This window comes from Cyanobium sp. ATX-6F1 (assembly GCF_047395825.1).
Classification (GTDB): domain Bacteria; phylum Cyanobacteriota; class Cyanobacteriia; order PCC-6307; family Cyanobiaceae; genus ATX-6F1.
The window spans coordinates 1,348,216-1,361,695 of the sequence record NZ_JBCEBF010000001.1; the positions used below are offsets into that span (position 1 = coordinate 1,348,216).

The following is a 13,480-nucleotide window of genomic DNA, read 5'->3' on the forward strand; positions in this document are numbered from 1 at the left end:
CGCCCCTTGCCACTGGCTGACGATGGTCGCTTCCCTCCGGCGCCGCTCCGCTGGCCTGGGCTCCCTTTCCGCTTCAGGGCTCCTGGTGGGCCTCGCCCTGGCCATGGGCTTGGACGCGGGCACCGGCTCTGCCGCCCGCGCCGCCGATGCCGCCACGGTGCAGGAAATCCTCGATGGCAAGGAGCTCTACATCGACAGCAAGCCGGCACGGGTGAAGGACAAAGCGGCTTCCCCCCAGCAGGTGAGCACCGGCAGCAGCCGCGCCCAGCTGGCCTTCGAGGGGGTGCCGCCGGCCGCTTGAACCGCTTTTCCCAGCTCAAGCTGGGTGCCAGCTGCTTCCTGCTCGATAAGGGGCAGATCCTGGTCTCCGGCAAGCAGAACGGCTGCACCAAGTCGTCGCGGATGAGCGTGCGCGGCACCAACTACGTGATTGACGTCTCCGAGAGCGGCGACGCCGAACTCTCGGTGCTGGAGGGTTCGGTGGAGGTGGCCCCCAGCCTTGATGGCGAGCCCACCGGGGCCCCCAGCACCACGGTGGAGGCGGGGCAGAAGGTGCAGCTCTCGCCCGTGGGGGTGGTGCTGGCGATCCTGCGTCTGTCGCCTTCGGACTACACCAGCGTTCTGAACGGTCCCCTGTTCTCAGGTTTCAGTTCCTCCCTGCCTGGATTCAGCTCGCTGGAGAGCTACATCCGCAGTTATGTGCCGGGGGTGTCGATTCCATCGGTCCCCTATGCGCCGTCGGTGCCCAGCTTCGGCTTCCCCCGTTTCTTCTGATGGGGGCCTTCGCTGGGGCTTGGCTGCTGACCACTGAGAGGCGGCGATGAAACGCCCCGCCGTGATCGCCCTGGCCTCCGGCGCGATCGTGCTGCTGGTGGGGGGCTGGGCGGTTGGCCCCTGGGCCCCTGGAAGAGCTGGGAGCGAGGTCTTGAAAACCAGTTGGTGCGCTGGCGGGGCCCGCGCCAACCGCCCAGGTCGGTGATGGTCGTGGCGATCGACGATGCCACCCTGCAGCAGGGGGCCTGGTTCGAGGGCCATGGCGCCATGCCCGATTGGGCCCGGGGCATTGGCACCCTCCCTGGCCGCGGGCCAGCTATGGCCAACTGGCCAGTCGATTGCTGGAGGCGGGTGCCGATGCGGTGGCCCTCAACGTGGTCTTCGAGGGCTCCAGCAGCCGTGGGTTCGCCGATGACACCGCCCTGGCCCGCTCCCTGGCTTCGCAACGCGGCAAGGTGGCCCTGGCCGCCGAGATGCTCGAGCCCCAGGATGCCCAGGTGGGCAGTGGGCTCACCCTGGTGCGCCCGGAGCGTTTCATGACCCCCGTTGGCGGATCGGGTGCCCTGGGGCTCACCAACACCCTGCCCGCCCAGGCGGGTGATCCCGACCGACACCCGGAGGCCTACGGCCGCAGACTGCTGCCGGCCAATGGCCTCAAGCCCCAGCCTTCCTTGGCGGCCACGTTGCTCCAGCTGGGGGGACGGTCTTCCCGCCAGAACGATCCGGCCATGGCCCTGGATTTTTATGGGCCAGAGGGCAGCTTCACGCGCCTGTCGGCCTGGGAAGTGCTCGATCCGGCCCGCTGGAGCCGCCATCCCCTGCGGGGTTCCCTGAAGAACGCCCTGGTGGTGGTGGGGCCCGTGGTCTCCCAGGGGGAGGCGGGCAACCCCACCCCCTTCGGCAACCTCTCCGGCCTGGAGCTGCTGGCCACCGCCACCGCCAATTCCCTGGCCGGCGATGGCCTGGCCCCCTGGCCCACCACGGCTCCCTGGCGGGCGCTGCTGGCCCTGGCGCCGGTGCTGCTGGTGGCCGCCCTCGGCCTCTGGCGCGGCGGCATCGGCTGGCGCCTCGCCCTCGTGGGCGCCGCCCTGGTGCTGGTGGTCACCGCGGGCTTCTTCGCCCTGCAGCGCAGTCACCGCTGGCTGCCCCTGCTGGCCCCCGCCTCAGGGCTCGTGGTGCTCGGGCTGCTCTATGGCGGCGATGCCTACCTGCAGGAGGAGCGGGAGCGGCGGCGCCTGCGGCGCACCTTCGAGCGCTACGTGGCCCCCAGCGTGGTGGCGGAGATCCTTTCCGATCCCAAGGCGGCCGACGGCATCCTGCGGGGCCGCGTGCTGCGGGTGACGGTGCTGTTCTCGGATCTCAAGGGCTTCACCCAGCTCACCCGCCAGCGCACCCTCGACGGCCAGAGCGAGCTGCTGGTGAGTCAACTGAACGAATACCTGGGCGAGATGGTGGAGGTGATCACGGCCCACGGCGGCACCGTCGACAAGTTCATCGGCGATGCGGTGATGGCGGTGTTTGGCTCGCCCGTGAGCCGCGGCGAGCAGCAGGAGGCCCTGGCGGCGGTGCGCTGCGCCCGGGCGATGCGCGAGGCGCTCGAACGGCTCAACCTGGGTTGGGCCCAGCGCGACATCGAGCCTCTGGGCAACGGCGTCGGGCTGGCCAGCGGCGATGTGGTGGTGGGCCAGATCGGCAGCCCCCGCCGCCTCGATTTCACCGTGATCGGCGACACGGTCAACCTGGCCAGCCGGTTGGAGGGTCTCACCCGCACCCTGGAGGTGCCGGTGCTGTTCGATCAGGTCACCGCAGACCTGGTGCGCGATGAACTGGCGCCCCAATCGAAGGGTTCACCGCCGGTGAAGGGCATGGGGCCCACGCCGGTGTTCACCCTGCCGGAGTCACCGCCGGCATCCCCGCCGCCGGCGCCCGGGGGCTGAAGCGGTCCCAACGGAACGCCTCTAGCAGGCCCCGATCCGCCGCCTGCAGCTCATCCCCCAGCAGCCTGGCCGTGATGAGCTCGGCGGTGATCGCCGCCAGCAGCACGCCGTTGCGGTGGTGGCCGGTGGCCAGCTCCAGGCCTGCGAGCGGGCTCGCCCCCAGCAGGGGCCCCTGGTCGGGGGTGCAGGGGCGAAAGCCCCACCAGCGCTCCATCGGCGGCCACTGAGCCGCCTCCGGCAGCAGGGCGTCGATTCCCGCCTGTAGCTGCCGCTGGCCGGCCGGGGTGAGGCCCTCAGCGAAACCCGCCTCCGGTTCACAGGTGGCGCCCACCACCAGCAGGCCGTCCTCCCTCGCCACCAGGTAGGTGCCGGGGCCGAACACCACCCGTGCCAGGGCCCCGATCGGCCCCTGCAGCGACAGCATCTGTCCTTTGACCGGAAACACCGACAGCTCGCTCAGCAACCGGGCGCTCCAGGCGCCGCAGGCCAGCACGGCCTTGCCACAGCTCAAAAGCTGCTCGTCCCCTTCCGCCCGCCGCAGCCGCACCCCCGTCAGCCGGGGGGCCGTGGCCTGGGCCTCCTGGTGCAGGTCCAGCACCTCGGCGCCCTCCTGGAAGGCCACCCCGTGGGCGCTGCAGGCGCGTTCGAGGGCCCGCATCAGCTGGCGGCGGTTGTCGATCTGGCCGTCCTGCTCGAACAGCAGGGCCGCCTGGAAGCCAGGCCCGATGCCGGGGATCTCGCGCTCGAGGTCGGGGCGATCCAATGGCGTGCCCAGGCTGGCGGTGGGATAGGCGTCCCGCTCGGTGGCGCTGGCGAACGGCACCACGATCCCGCAGGGCCGCAGGCCGCAGCTCAGGCCGCTGTCGGCTTCGATCTGCTCCACCCAAGCCGGAATGGCCTCCAGGCTGCGCTGGCCCAACGCCAGCAGGGCCCCCGAGAGCCCTTCCGCATGGGGCGCCAGCATCCCCGCCGCCACGAAGCCCGCCGCCTCGCTGCGGCTCCGGCTCAGCACGGTCACCGCCTGGCCGCGGCGGGCTAGCTGGTGGGCGATCGCCAGCCCCATCAGGCCGCCCCCAGGATCAGGATCGGTTCGCCTGTGGCCCCAGTCATGACGACAACCTATCCACCCGGATCAGCGGCGCCGACAGGGCTGCTCAGCCTGCGGCTGTCGCCGGGGGCCGACCTGCGCGGGGCTCTGGAGGCCCTGGTGAACGAACGCGCCATCGCCGCCGCCTGGGTGGCCTCGGCCATCGGCAGCCTCCAGGGGCTGGTGTTCCGCCCCGCCGGCAGCGACCGGGTTCTGGAGCTGGAGGGCCCCTGGGAACTGCTCAGCCTCCAGGGCAGCCTCGGCCCCGGCGGCGTTCACCTGCATCTCACAGCCGCCGATCAGGGCGGCCACTGCCGCGGCGGCCATCTGCTGGCGGGCAACGTCATCCGCACCACCGCCGAGATCGCCCTGCTGCTGCCGCTGGCGGTGCGCTTCGAGCGCCAGCTCGATGCCCTCAGCGGTTACCGGGAGCTGACGTTTGAGGCCGCTGCCTAGGATCGCCCCCTCAGCCAAGGGAGTGAAGCGGTATGGCGTCGGCGATCGGCCACGGGAGCTGGGAGGCCGTGATCGGCCTGGAAACCCATGTGCAGCTGGCCACCGCCAGCAAGATCTTCTCGGCCGCCTCCACCAACTTCGGCGATGACCCCAACACCCATATCGATCCGGTGGTGCTGGGGCTGCCCGGCACCCTGCCGGTGTTGAACCAGAAGGTGCTGGAGTACGCGGTCAAGGCCTCGCTGGCACTCAATTTGCAGGTGGCCGAGCACTGCAAGTTCGACCGCAAGCAGTACTTCTACCCCGACCTGCCCAAGAACTTTCAGATCTCCCAGTTCGATCAGCCGATCGCCGAGAACGGCTGGATCGAGGTGGAGGTGGCCGAAAAGGGCAAGGACACTTACACCAAGCGCATCGGCATCGAGCGCCTGCACATGGAAGAGGATGCCGGCAAGCTCGTGCACGCCGGCAGCGACCGCCTGGCGGGCTCCACCCACTCGTTGGTGGACTACAACCGCGCCGGTGTGGCCCTGGCGGAGATCGTCTCCAAGCCGGATCTGCGCACGGGCCGCGAGGCGGCTGAGTATGCCTCCGAGATCCGCCGGATCATGCGCTACCTCGGTGTCTCCGACGGCAACATGCAGGAGGGCTCCCTGCGCTGCGACGTCAACATCTCCGTGCGCCGCGGGCCCGATGAACCCTTCGGGGTGAAGGTGGAGATCAAGAACATGAACTCCTTCTCGGCGATCCAGAAGGCCTGCGATCACGAGATCGAACGCCAGATCAAAGCAATCGAGGCCGGGGAGCCGATCTTCCAGGAAACCCGCCTCTGGGATGAGGGCAAACAGCTCACCAAGAGCATGCGCAGCAAGGAGGGCAGCAGCGACTACCGCTACTTCCCCGAACCCGATCTCGGCCCGATCGAGGTGACGCCCCAGCGGCGTGAAGCCTGGCGCGCCGAATTGCCGGAGCTGCCGGCCGCCAAGCGCCACCGCTACGCCGAACAGCTGGGGCTCTCGATCTACGACGCCCGCGTGCTCACCGATGAGCGGCCGATGGCGGAGTACTTCGAGGCCGCGGTGGCGGCCGGCGCCGACCCCAAGGGGGCGGCCAACTGGATCACCGGCGACATCGCCGCCCATGTCAACGCCAACCGCCTCGCCTACGGCGAAATGCTCCTGCGGCCCCAGCAGCTCGCGGAGCTGGTGCAACTGATCGAGGGCGGCACGATCAGCGGCAAGATCGCCAAGGAGATCCTGCCGGAGCTGTTGGAGCAAGGCGGCTCCCCCGCCGCGATCGTCGAGGAACGGGGCCTGGGGATGATCAGCGACCCGGCGGCGATCACGGCGATTGTCGAGGAGCTGCTGGCGGCCCACCCGGCTGAGGTGGAGGCGTTCCGTGGCGGCAAGACCAAGCTCCAGGGCTTTTTTATAGGTCAGCTGATGCAGCGCACCGCCGGCAAGGCCGACCCGAAGCTGGCCAACCAGGTGCTCGTGGCCAAGCTCAAGGGCTGAGGGCCAGGGCCCGCTGCACCTGAACCTCCAGGCCCTCGGGCGCGCCCCGGTTGTCGATCAGCACATCGGCGCGGGCCCGTTTGCGTTCCAGGGGCCACTGGGCCGCCAGGCGGGCCTCGGCTTCCGCCCGGCTGAAGCCATCGCGGGTCATCAGCCGCTCCCGTTGCTCCTCAGGGTCGCAGTCCACCAGCCAGATTTCACTGCACAGCCCCTCCAGCCCGGCCTCGAACAGCAACGGGACCATCAGCACCACCACGGGCTCGGCTACCAGCCGCGCCAGTTCGGCCTCGAATCTCGCCCGCACCGCCGGGTGGACAAGGCCCTCGAGCCAGGTCCGCTCAGCGGAATCGGCGAACACGATCCTCCCCAGGGCAGCGCGGTCCACCTGCACTGGGTTCCCCCCGGCCACCAGGTCTCCGTAGCGCTCCGCCACGGCCCGGGCGCCCGGGCTGCCGGGGGCCAGGGCCTCGCGGGCGAAGGCGTCGGCATCGAGCAGCGGCAGGCCGTGCCGTTCGATCAGCAGGCGCCCCACCGTGCTCTTGCCGCTGGCGATGCCGCCGGTCAGGCCGATGCGGCGTTGGCGGCTGGAACCCGAGGCAGACATGGAGGGGCGAAAGGGATGGCGGGGTGAACGTCATCATCAACTCGACAGGCCCCGAGGGCATCGGTAGGGTCCAATCCGCCGACGGCTTGCGCCTTGCAACTGTTCAGTGCCTGGTCGGAGCGTCAGGCCCATCTCACCCGCTGGGTGCTGCTGCTGGGCTGGCTGGGGTTGATCGTCTCGCTGCTGATCCCGAACGTCGATCCCTGGCCGTTCAACATCAACCACTGCGGCCAGCTCCTGGAATGCCACACCCATGAGGGCAACCAGATCTTCTGGGGCCTGGTGGTGCCCAGCGGTCTGCTGACCCTGGTGGTGTTGAGCCATGAGCTCTGGCGCCGGATCTGCCCCTTGGCGTTCATCTCCCAGCTGTTCCGGGCCCTGCACTGGCAGCGCACCGTGGCCGGCAAGGGCAGCCGTAGGGAGGTGGTGAAGATCGAGGCCAACTCCTGGCTGGGCCAACACCACGTGCAGTTGCAGTGGAGCCTGTTCATCGCCGGCCTCAGCCTCCGTCTGTTGGTGGTCAACAGCAGCACCGTGGGCCTGGGTCTGTTCCTGCTGCTCACGGTGGCGGCGGCCCTGGTGGTGGGCTGGGCCTATGGCGGCAAGGCCTGGTGCCAGTACTTCTGCCCGATGGCGCCGGTGCAGACCGTGGTCACGGGCCAGCGCAGCCTGCTGGGAAGCCCCGCCCACATGGACACCAGCTCCAAGATCACCCAGTCGATGTGCCGCACCTACGGCGACAAGGGCAAGCTCCAGAGCGCCTGTGTGGCCTGCCAGGCCCCCTGCATCGACATCGATTCGGAACGGGCCTACTGGCAGACCTTCAGCGCCAAGCGTGGCCTCGACTGGGCCTGGTTGTCCTATCCCGGCTTGGTGCTGGGCTTTTTCCTGCTCATCCGCGCCGAGTCCCGCGAGGGCGTCGATTACCTGCGCACGGGCCTGTGGGCCTACGACGCCCGCCATGTTGATGCGATCCTTCAGCCCCTGCAGTTGTGGGGCTTGAACACGCTGCTGCCGCGGCTGATCTCCCTGCCGGCGCTGCTGGTGCTGGCGGCTGTCCTCTCGGTGCTGATCTTCTCCTGGCTGCAACGGCAGCTGGAACGCCGGCTGGCGGCCCTCGGGGAGCGGGCCGCCGATGTGGCCCGGCAGCGCACCCGCCTGCTGGCCAGCTTCCTGGCGGTGAACGTCTTCTTCTGGTTTGCTGATCCCTCCCTGGGGGCGTTGGGGGGCAAGGGCGGCCAGCTCATCCGCTCCGTGGTGCTGATCGCCAGCGGCATGTGGCTCTACCGCGGCTGGTCCCGGGACAAGGCCACCTACACCCGCGAGAGCACCAGCGCCAGCCTGCGCAAGCAGCTCGAGAAGCTCATGCCCGAGCTGGACGCCTTGCTTGAGGGGCGCTCGCTCCAGGAGCTCAGCGCCAACGAGGTGTTCACCCTCGCCAAGGTGCTGCCGGTCCAGATCAGCGCCACCAAGCGCGGCATCTACCGGGAGGTGATGTCCGACCTGTTCGACACCGGCCGACTGGACCGGGCCGCGGCCCTGGTGCAGTTGGAGGAGCTGCGCCAATCCCTGGGGCTGGTGGAGGAGGACCACCACGCCGCCGTGCGCGAACTGGCGATCACCGACCCGCGCATCCTGCAGCTGGACTACCGCCAGAGGGAGATCCGTGGCCTGCGCCAGGAGGCCGCCGCCGAGGCGATCGAAGATCTGCTCGAGGCCAGCCGCAGCCTCGACCTCAGTGCCGCCCTCGCCTCCCCCAGCCATCAGGAGGGCCTGGAGCGCATCCGCGCTGAATTCGTGCTCGATGAGGCCAGCTGGGGGAGCTGCTGGCCCGTTTTGGCCCCACCTCGGCCTTCTCCCGCCAGCGCCTCGAGGAGGAATGGGAGGAGCTGCGCGCCCAGCTTGCGGCCCGCATCAGCCTGGAGCAGGCCACCGCCAGCGATCCTCTGATCCGCCCTTTGCTGCCGGTGATCGACCGACGCCTCACCAGCCTGTTCGTGATCATCTGGCCCGGTCTTGCACATTTCAGCGACGACGACCCCTTGGTGCGGCGTTTCGCGGCGCTGCTGCCCCTGGCGCCGCCGTTGGTGTTGAGCCAGCTCAGGCGCAGGGAGCAGCGCCTGGTGATGGAGCCAGGGGAGGGCTCCATCAACCTGGAGCCCTTGCCCGATCCCTCCGATGCCCTCGAAGCCCTCTGGCGCGATCCCGATCCCGACACCGCCCTGTGGGTGCTGTGGGTGCAGGACCGGCGCGCGCCGGAGCGGGCCGCCGCCCTGCGCCGGCAGCCGCGGGTGGGTCTGCCGGACAGCCCGGCCCTGCGCCAGTTGCTGGCGGGGGTGGATGTGCCCCACAGCGATCGGCTCACCCAGCTGCTCCAGGTCCCCCTGGGGGCCGACCTCTCCCCGGCGGCCCTGTTCAGCATGTTGCGCTGGGGAGACCAGCGGCGGCTCGAGCCCGGTGAGGCTCTGTTCAGCGTCGGCGATCAACCCGACATCGTCGCGATCCTGCTGGAGGGCAGCTGTGAGGTCTACCGCGACGACGGAGTGGGGAATCCGATGGCCCTGATGGCCCAGATCCGCGTGGGCGAGCCGATCGGCGAGGTGGCTTTCTTCACCGATCATCCCCGCCGGGCCGAGGTGCGCGCCGGCGCCGAACCCGCGACGGTGCTGGTGTTCACCGCGTCCCATTTCGAAGAGCTGCTGTCGCAATCGACCGAGTTCAGCCGCAGCCTGCTGGAGCAGCTGTCGGTTCGGCTGGAAGATCTCTACGCCAAGGTGGGCCCGGCCAGCGTGTACCGCTGAGGGCGCGGCCTGCGCCCCCGCCCTGGCGTTGAACGGGCCGCCGCCCCGGCAGGATGCACCCAGAGCGATCCCTCGCCTTGACCCTTCCGACCCCCTGGCAGCCCATCGCCGGTGGCATCACCGCTCCGGCGGGCTTCCTCGCCGCCGGCGCCACCGCTGGCCTCAAAGCCTCCGGCAAGAGCGACCTCTCCCTGCTGCTGGCGCCCGTTGGGGCCGTTTGCGCCGGCAGCTTCACCACCAACCGGGTGCGGGCCGCCTGTGTGGACCTCTGCGCCGAACGGCTGGCCGCCAGCGGTGGCCGCGCCCGGGCGGTGCTCACCAACTCAGGCCAGGCCAATGCCTGCACCGGATCACGGGGCCTGGCCGACAGCCTGACGGCTACGGCCGAACTGGCCCATCGCCTGGGTCTGGCCGCCGAGGAGGTGCTGATCTGCTCCACCGGCGTGATCGGGGTGCCGATCCCGATCGACACCCTGGTGGCGGGCCTCGATCCCCTGGTGGCGGCCCTGGGCCCCGAGGGGGCGCCGCCGCCGCCACGGCGATCCTCACCACCGACCTGACGAACAAGCAGATCGCCCTGGAGGCCCACCTGGGTGGCCGGCGGGTGCGCCTCGGCGGCATGGCCAAGGGCTCCGGGATGATCCACCCCCAGATGGCCACGATGCTGGGCTATCTCACGTGCGATGCGGGTGTGCCGGCGGAGTTGTGGCGCGCCATGGTGCAGCGGGCGGTGGAGCGCTCCTTCAACGCGATCACGGTGGACGGCGACACCAGCACCAACGACACGTTCCTGGCCTTTGCCGCCGGTGCGCCCCTGCCACCGGAGCACTTCGAGGCGCTGGAGGCCGGCCTGACGGCGGTGTCGCAGCACCTGGCCCAAGCGATTGCCCGTGATGGTGAGGGGGCCACCTGCCTGATCGAGGTGCGGGTGGAGGGTGCCGCCAGCGACGCCGACGCCCGCGCCATCGCCCGCACCGTCTGCGGCTCGTCGCTGGTGAAATGCGCCGTCCACGGCCGCGACCCCAACTGGGGCCGGATCGTGGCCGCGGCGGGCCGGGCCGGGGCGGCCTTCGATCCGGAGGCGGTGGCCCTCTGGCTCGGGGAGCACCAACTGATGGCGGCGGGTCAGCCCCTGGTGTTCGATCGACCGGGGGCCTCCAGCTATCTCAAGGCCCGTGCCGAAGGTGACTACCTGGGCGGCACGGGCCCCGGCGGCGACACGGTGCTCATTCGGCTGCGGGTGGGGGAGGGGTCCGGCACGGGCATCGCCTGGGGCTGTGACCTATCGGATCAATACGTGCGCATCAACGCCGACTACACCACCTGAGCGGGTTGAATCACTCCGAAGACTGCTTCTCGCTGAGGATCGCGTGGCAGTTCGGCTCGTTGGAGATGGCCCACTCGAGCAGGTAGGCAGCGAGATTGCTCAGGGAACGTCCCTGTTCGCGCGAGATGGCGATCAGTCGTTCGTTGACGCTTTCGGGGATCGTGATGCTGATGCGCGCGGGTGCCTTGAACTGGGTGTTGTGTCCGACCCGCGATTTCGCCACAACCACCCCCATTTGTCTTGGACTGAGCGTAGGTTGCCCGGTCTCGTTTGGATCCCTGGCGCCAGGGCCGGATCCCCGCCACTGACCTTCATCTTGAAGGGCTGAGAGATCCGCCTGGGGCAGGATGGGTCGGCGCACCGCTGCCCCCCGCACCGCCGCCCCACCGCCCTATGCCCATGGCCCAGGCCAGTGCCGCCCCCACCCGTGCCGCCCGCCCCGGGAACCCCTGGAGTGGTCCCCTGGTGATCGGGCTCGGCTTCGCCCTGGGGTTCGGCCTCACCCAGCGGTTGCAGGTCCTGGACGGGACCCCTTCGATCGACCTGGGCCACCGTTTCGACGCACAGCCCTTGCCCGGCATCAGCCTGGAGAGCCTGAGGATGCGCTACGGCGCCCAGAATGAATCCCTGCGCGGGGATCCCAACCCGCCCGCGAAAACAGACCCCGCAGACCAGCTGCCTGAGCCGCTGCCGGGGGCGGAGCCCGACAGCAACGGCGCCCCCGATCCCCTCGCGCCCACGGAGAGCGCCGCCCCGACGGCCCCATCACAGCCCCCGAAGGCCAAGCCACAGCCCCCGAGTGCCAAGCCACAGCCCCGGAGTGCCGACGACGGCGCCCTCGACCCGCTGCCCCCTCTGGACGCACCAGCGCCCCCCGTTCTGCCCGAGGCGACTCCCGCCCGCTAGATCCCCGCCGGGGATTCCGATCTGCCACAGTTTGGCCAGCACAGCAGGCCCAGGATGAGCGCCCCGCAATCCCTGCTTCAAGCCGCCGTCAATCGGCTCTCGGCGCGCCTCCAGAGCGGCGTGGCCGAGGCCCTGTCCGCCCTGACCAGCCTGGCGGAGCTGGCGCCCGAGCGTCTGCAACAGGAATGGAGCTTGTTCGTCGAGGAGGTGGAGCAGGAGGCCGAGCGCCTGGAACGGGGTGAAACGGCGCCCTCTGATGCCACTCCCGGTGCCGCAGCCCCACCTGCGGACATTGGGGTCCAGGGCCAGTCCTCCGGTGCCAGCCCGAACCCCCAGGATCAGATCGATGCCCTGCGGGCCCAGGTGGCCGGGCTCGCCTCGCGGCTCGAGGATCAGCCTTGATCGGCCCTTTGCGGCGCCGGCTGCGGGAACTGGCCCGCAGCGTTCAGGTGTGGTGGGTGGTGGTGGCGATGGTGGTGGGCCTCTGGTGGGACGGGGCCGCCTGGAGCTATCCCGGTGGTGTCACCGAGGAAGGCCGCGCCCAGCGCCAACGACAACGGGCCCGCTGGCTCACGGCCCGTCTGCTCGATCTGGGGGCGGCCTTCATCAAGCTCGGTCAGCTGCTCTCCGCTCGCCCGGATGTGCTGCCCGCTGGCTATGTGGAGGAGCTGGCGCATCTCCAGGACAAGGTGCCGGCCTTCCCCTTCGCCGTGGCCCAGGGCCTGCTGGAGCAGGAATTGGGGGAGCGTTGCGCCGAGATCATCGATCTGGAGGCTGAGCCCCTGGGCGCCGCCAGCCTCGCCCAGGTGCACCGGGCCAGCCTGCGCAGCGGCCGGCAGGTGGTGTTCAAGATCCAGCGCCCCGGCCTGGAACGCCTCTTCCGCCTCGATCTCGACATCCTCCAGCAGGTGGCTGCGTTGTTCCAGCGCCATCCCCGTTGGGGGAAGGCCGCGACTGGGTGGGCATCGCCCAGGAATGCCGCCGGGTGCTGATCCGCGAGCTGGACTTCCGCACCGAGGCCGAACATGCGGCCCGCTTCCGCCAACAGTTCCTCGATGATCCGCTCATCCGTGTGCCGGCGGTGGTCTGGGAACTGAGCACCCGCCGGGTGCTCTGCCTCGACTACCTGCCCGGCATCAAGATCACCGACCGTGCGGCCCTGATCGAGGCCGGCATCGATCCGGCCGCCGTGGCCGAGCGGGGGCGGCCAGTTACCTGCAGCAACTGGTGCGCTACGGGTTCTTCCACGCCGACCCCCATCCGGGGAATCTGGCGGTGGCGGCCGATGGCGCCCTCATCTACTACGACTTCGGGATGATGGGTCAGATCTCCCAGCGGCTGCGCAGCCGCCTGGGGCGCATGGTGCGGGCCGCCGCCGCCCGCGATGCCTCCGGCCTGGTGGAGGAGTTGCAGGCGGCCGGGGTGATCGCCCAGGGCATCGATCAGGGGCCCGTGCGCCGGCTGGTGCGGGTGATGCTCAACGACGCCCTGACGCCGCCCTTCTCCAGCAACGTGATCGAGAAGCTCTCGGGGGATCTCTATGACCTGGTCTATGGCCAGCCGTTCCGCCTGCCGGTGGAGCTGATCTTCGTTATGCGGGCCCTCTCGACCTTCGAGGGGGTGGGCCGCAGCCTCGATCCGGCCTTTAGCCTGGTGGCGATTGCCCGCCCCTACCTGCTGCCTCTGATGTCCGCCAGCGGTAACGGTCCCAACGACTTCATCAACGAACTCGGTCGCCAGGCGGCCGAGGTGGGCAGCCGTGCCCTCGGCATCCCCCGGCGCCTGGAGGAGAGCCTGGCCCGCGTCGAGCAAGGCGATCTGCAGGTGCAGATTCGCGCCGGTGAAACCGACCGGCTGCTGCGGCGGTTGGCGGTCAGTCAGCAACTGGCCAGTCAGTCGGTGTTGCTGGGGGCCCTGGTGGTGGCCGCTTCCCTGCTGGCCAGCAGTGGTCGGCCGCTGCTCTCGGCCCTTCCCCTGCTGGCGGGTGTTCCCGTGGGGGTCGGCTGGATCAAGCTCCAGGCGAAGCTGCGCCGTGACAGCCGCCTGGAGCAGCTCCCCGGCACCCGCAGCTGAG

The 13,480-nt window shown here is 70.1% G+C and carries 13 protein-coding genes and 2 pseudogenes; 12 read left to right on the top strand and 3 right to left on the bottom strand.

Annotation, left to right across the window (positions count from 1 at the left end; all coding sequences use genetic code 11):
- Nucleotides 1-22: 22 nt before the first annotated feature.
- The 4 genes from AAF143_RS07830 to AAF143_RS07845 all read left to right on the top strand — a co-directional run bounded on the left by AAF143_RS07830 (nucleotide 23) and on the right by AAF143_RS07845 (nucleotide 2,711).
- On the top strand, nucleotides 23-301 hold the full coding sequence (locus AAF143_RS07830; RefSeq protein ID WP_414026744.1) for a hypothetical protein: 279 nt from the start codon (nucleotides 23-25) through the stop codon (nucleotides 299-301).
- Nucleotides 298-774, top strand: coding sequence for a hypothetical protein (locus AAF143_RS07835; protein WP_414026745.1), 477 nt, complete (start codon nucleotides 298-300; stop codon nucleotides 772-774). Before AAF143_RS07830 ends, AAF143_RS07835 begins: the two co-directional genes overlap by 4 nt.
- Before the next feature lie 46 nt (nucleotides 775-820).
- Nucleotides 821-979, top strand: a complete 159-nt coding sequence (locus AAF143_RS07840) for a hypothetical protein (RefSeq protein WP_414026746.1) — start codon at nucleotides 821-823, stop codon at nucleotides 977-979.
- A 133-nt stretch (nucleotides 980-1,112) separates the two neighbouring features.
- Nucleotides 1,113-2,711, top strand: a complete 1,599-nt coding sequence (locus tag AAF143_RS07845; protein WP_414026747.1) for an adenylate/guanylate cyclase domain-containing protein — start codon at nucleotides 1,113-1,115, stop codon at nucleotides 2,709-2,711.
- On the opposite strand, the gene AAF143_RS07850 is transcribed toward AAF143_RS07845, so the two are convergent.
- Nucleotides 2,659-3,774, bottom strand: coding sequence for an FAD-dependent oxidoreductase (locus tag AAF143_RS07850; RefSeq protein ID WP_414026748.1), 1,116 nt, complete (start codon nucleotides 3,772-3,774; stop codon nucleotides 2,659-2,661). The two genes, AAF143_RS07845 and AAF143_RS07850, sit on opposite strands and share 53 nt — an antisense overlap.
- A gap of 45 nt (nucleotides 3,775-3,819) precedes the next feature.
- Here AAF143_RS07850 and AAF143_RS07855 point away from each other — a divergent pair, with 45 nt between their 5' ends.
- Both AAF143_RS07855 and gatB read left to right on the top strand, forming a co-directional pair.
- Complete coding sequence (locus tag AAF143_RS07855) at nucleotides 3,820-4,254, top strand: PPC domain-containing DNA-binding protein (RefSeq protein ID WP_255007986.1); 435 nt, start codon at nucleotides 3,820-3,822, stop codon at nucleotides 4,252-4,254.
- A 32-nt stretch (nucleotides 4,255-4,286) separates the two neighbouring features.
- Nucleotides 4,287-5,768: an Asp-tRNA(Asn)/Glu-tRNA(Gln) amidotransferase subunit GatB gene (gene gatB, locus AAF143_RS07860; RefSeq protein WP_255007988.1), complete on the top strand. Its 1,482-nt coding sequence runs from the start codon at nucleotides 4,287-4,289 to the stop codon at nucleotides 5,766-5,768.
- Here the strand turns inward: gatB and coaE are convergent.
- The gene (coaE, locus tag AAF143_RS07865; protein ID WP_255007990.1) at nucleotides 5,758-6,372 is read right to left on the bottom strand and encodes a dephospho-CoA kinase; all 615 of its coding nucleotides are present in this window, start codon (nucleotides 6,370-6,372) and stop codon (nucleotides 5,758-5,760) included. The two genes, gatB and coaE, sit on opposite strands and share 11 nt — an antisense overlap.
- A 93-nt stretch (nucleotides 6,373-6,465) precedes the next feature.
- Between coaE and AAF143_RS07870 the strand changes: the two genes are divergently transcribed.
- The 3 genes and pseudogenes from AAF143_RS07870 to argJ all read left to right on the top strand — a co-directional run bounded on the left by AAF143_RS07870 (nucleotide 6,466) and on the right by argJ (nucleotide 10,500).
- Complete coding sequence (locus tag AAF143_RS07870) at nucleotides 6,466-8,322, top strand: 4Fe-4S binding protein (protein ID WP_414026749.1); 1,857 nt, start codon at nucleotides 6,466-6,468, stop codon at nucleotides 8,320-8,322.
- Between the two features lie 17 nt (nucleotides 8,323-8,339).
- Nucleotides 8,340-9,173, top strand: coding sequence for a Crp/Fnr family transcriptional regulator (locus AAF143_RS07875; protein ID WP_414026750.1), 834 nt, complete (start codon nucleotides 8,340-8,342; stop codon nucleotides 9,171-9,173).
- Between the two features lie 53 nt (nucleotides 9,174-9,226).
- Nucleotides 9,227-10,500: pseudogene (argJ, locus tag AAF143_RS07880) on the top strand (bifunctional glutamate N-acetyltransferase/amino-acid acetyltransferase ArgJ).
- A 10-nt stretch (nucleotides 10,501-10,510) separates the two neighbouring features.
- Here argJ and AAF143_RS07885 read toward each other — a convergent pair.
- Nucleotides 10,511-10,729, bottom strand: coding sequence for a ribbon-helix-helix domain-containing protein (locus AAF143_RS07885; RefSeq protein ID WP_414026751.1), 219 nt, complete (start codon nucleotides 10,727-10,729; stop codon nucleotides 10,511-10,513).
- Between the two features lie 170 nt (nucleotides 10,730-10,899).
- Between AAF143_RS07885 and AAF143_RS07890 the strand changes: the two genes are divergently transcribed.
- The 3 genes and pseudogenes from AAF143_RS07890 to AAF143_RS07900 all read left to right on the top strand — a co-directional run bounded on the left by AAF143_RS07890 (nucleotide 10,900) and on the right by AAF143_RS07900 (nucleotide 13,479).
- Entirely contained in the window at nucleotides 10,900-11,406 is a 507-nt protein-coding gene (locus tag AAF143_RS07890; protein ID WP_255007994.1) for a hypothetical protein, read from the top strand.
- Nucleotides 11,407-11,460: 54 nt separating this feature from the next.
- Complete coding sequence (locus AAF143_RS07895) at nucleotides 11,461-11,808, top strand: hypothetical protein (RefSeq protein WP_255007995.1); 348 nt, start codon at nucleotides 11,461-11,463, stop codon at nucleotides 11,806-11,808.
- A gap of 68 nt (nucleotides 11,809-11,876) precedes the next feature.
- Nucleotides 11,877-13,479: pseudogene (locus AAF143_RS07900) on the top strand (ABC1 kinase family protein).
- Nucleotide 13,480 lies beyond the last annotated feature (1 nt).